Genomic DNA, 1,839 nt, shown 5'->3' with positions numbered 1-1,839 from the left:
CAATAAAGCACATATATATATAAAATTAACAAAAGGAAACATGGTAAATATTTAAAATAAATTTGCCAATAATGAAATTAAATATTATTATTAGATTATAAAAACAGTAAGAGGTAAAAAATGAATACATATGAAGAACTTTTAAATTTACAAAAGAAATATTTAGAAAATAAAAAGACTATAAGTGTAAATGAAAGAATTGATAATTTAAAAAAATTAAAAAATATAATAAAAAAATATGAAAAAGATATAATAAATGCATTAGAACTAGACTTAGGTAAACATGTTTTTGAATCTTATACAACTGAAGTTGGATTTGTTTATAGTAGTATAGATTACACTATAAAAAATATAAAAAAATGGGCTAAAGTAAAAGAAGTAAAGAATGATTTAGCTCAATTACCAGGAAAATCATATATATATAAATGTCACTATGGAAGTGTACTTATTATAGGGCCATATAATTATCCATTCCAGCTACTTATAGAACCATTAGTTGGTGCAATATCAGGAGGAAATACAGTTGTATTAAAACCATCTGAATATACTACAAACCTTGAATTAATAATAGTTAAAATGATAGAAGAAGCTTTTAACAAAGAGTATGTAGCAGTAGTTACCGGAGATTATACAGTAAACAGTAAATTACTTGACTTAAATTTTGATTATATATTTTTCACAGGTAGTGTGAATGTAGGAAAGATAGTAATGGAAAAGGCAAGTAAAAACTTAATACCAGTAACTTTAGAATTAGGAGGGAAGTCTCCTGTAATAGTTGATAATACCGCTAATTTGAAGATAAGTGCAAAAAGGATTATATGGGGTAAACTTATAAATGCAGGTCAAACTTGTGTAGCACCAGATTATGTTCTTGCACATGAAGATATATATGAAGACTTAATTAAGGAACTTATAAAATATATAAAAGAATTCTATGGAAAAGATATAAAGAACAATAAAGAATTTGGCCGCATAGTAAATAATAAACATATGAATAGACTAAAAAATATATTAGAATATGATAAAGAAAAAATAGTATATGGTGGAGATGTTGACTTTGATAATAGATTTATATCACCAACAATACTTAAAGATGTAGATTTAAATGATAAAGTTATGAGCGAGGAAATATTTGGACCAATACTTCCTGTAATAAAGTATAAAAATATAGAGGATATAAAATACTATATATCACATCATAAAAATCCATTAGCATTATATGTTTTCTCTGAAGATGAAGCTTTTAGTGAAGATATAATAACTAGATTTTCATTTGGTGGAGGCTGTGTAAATGATACTATAAGTCATGTTGCATCTAACTACTTACCATTTGGAGGAATTGGAAGTTCTGGTATGGGAAGTTATCATGGTAAAAATAGTTTTGATACATTTACACATTCAAAAAGTATAGTTAAAAAGAGTACAAAGCTTGATATAAAACTAGTATTCCCACCGTATAAAAATAGATTAAATGCTATAAAAAAAGTTATGAAATAATAATTTTATTAAATATTTAAGCTAATCCAAAAAATAACTAGTTAAGTAGACATTTAACTAGTTATTTTTATTTATAAGATTTATATATTAACTTAAATTATTATATGTAGGATWWAKWTWTAWWYWCMKYTKWWMATRWKRKWWMYMAAMMTGTTATATCATAATTTAAAGATAATCTAGATAWMKMAMYATRAATTTATTATTTTTAAAAAGAGGAAACTGTAAAGATAATTATCCGAAGCAAATAAGACAATTAATATTTAAGGTTAGAAGAAGGATTGAGACTAGCTTTTCTCAATTAACAGAACAATTAAATTTAAATAAAATAAAAAGTAAATCAAT

1 protein-coding gene and 1 pseudogene are annotated in these 1,839 nt (G+C 23.8%); both read left to right on the top strand.

Annotated elements, in window-relative coordinates:
• Positions 1-120 precede the first annotated feature (120 nt).
• Positions 121-1,497 (top strand): aldehyde dehydrogenase, encoded by a 1,377-nt coding sequence (locus G3997_RS05905; RefSeq protein WP_296644356.1) that lies wholly within the window; start codon positions 121-123, stop codon positions 1,495-1,497.
• A gap of 196 nt (positions 1,498-1,693) precedes the next feature.
• Positions 1,694-1,839 (top strand): annotated as a pseudogene (locus tag G3997_RS05900) (IS982 family transposase); the annotation flags it as partial.

The sequence above is a fragment of the Romboutsia sp. 13368 genome, assembly GCF_018336475.1.
Lineage (GTDB): Bacteria > Bacillota > Clostridia > Peptostreptococcales > Peptostreptococcaceae > Romboutsia.
Note: the sequence above shows the minus strand (reverse complement) of the source record. Positions and strands in the feature narration are given on the sequence as shown.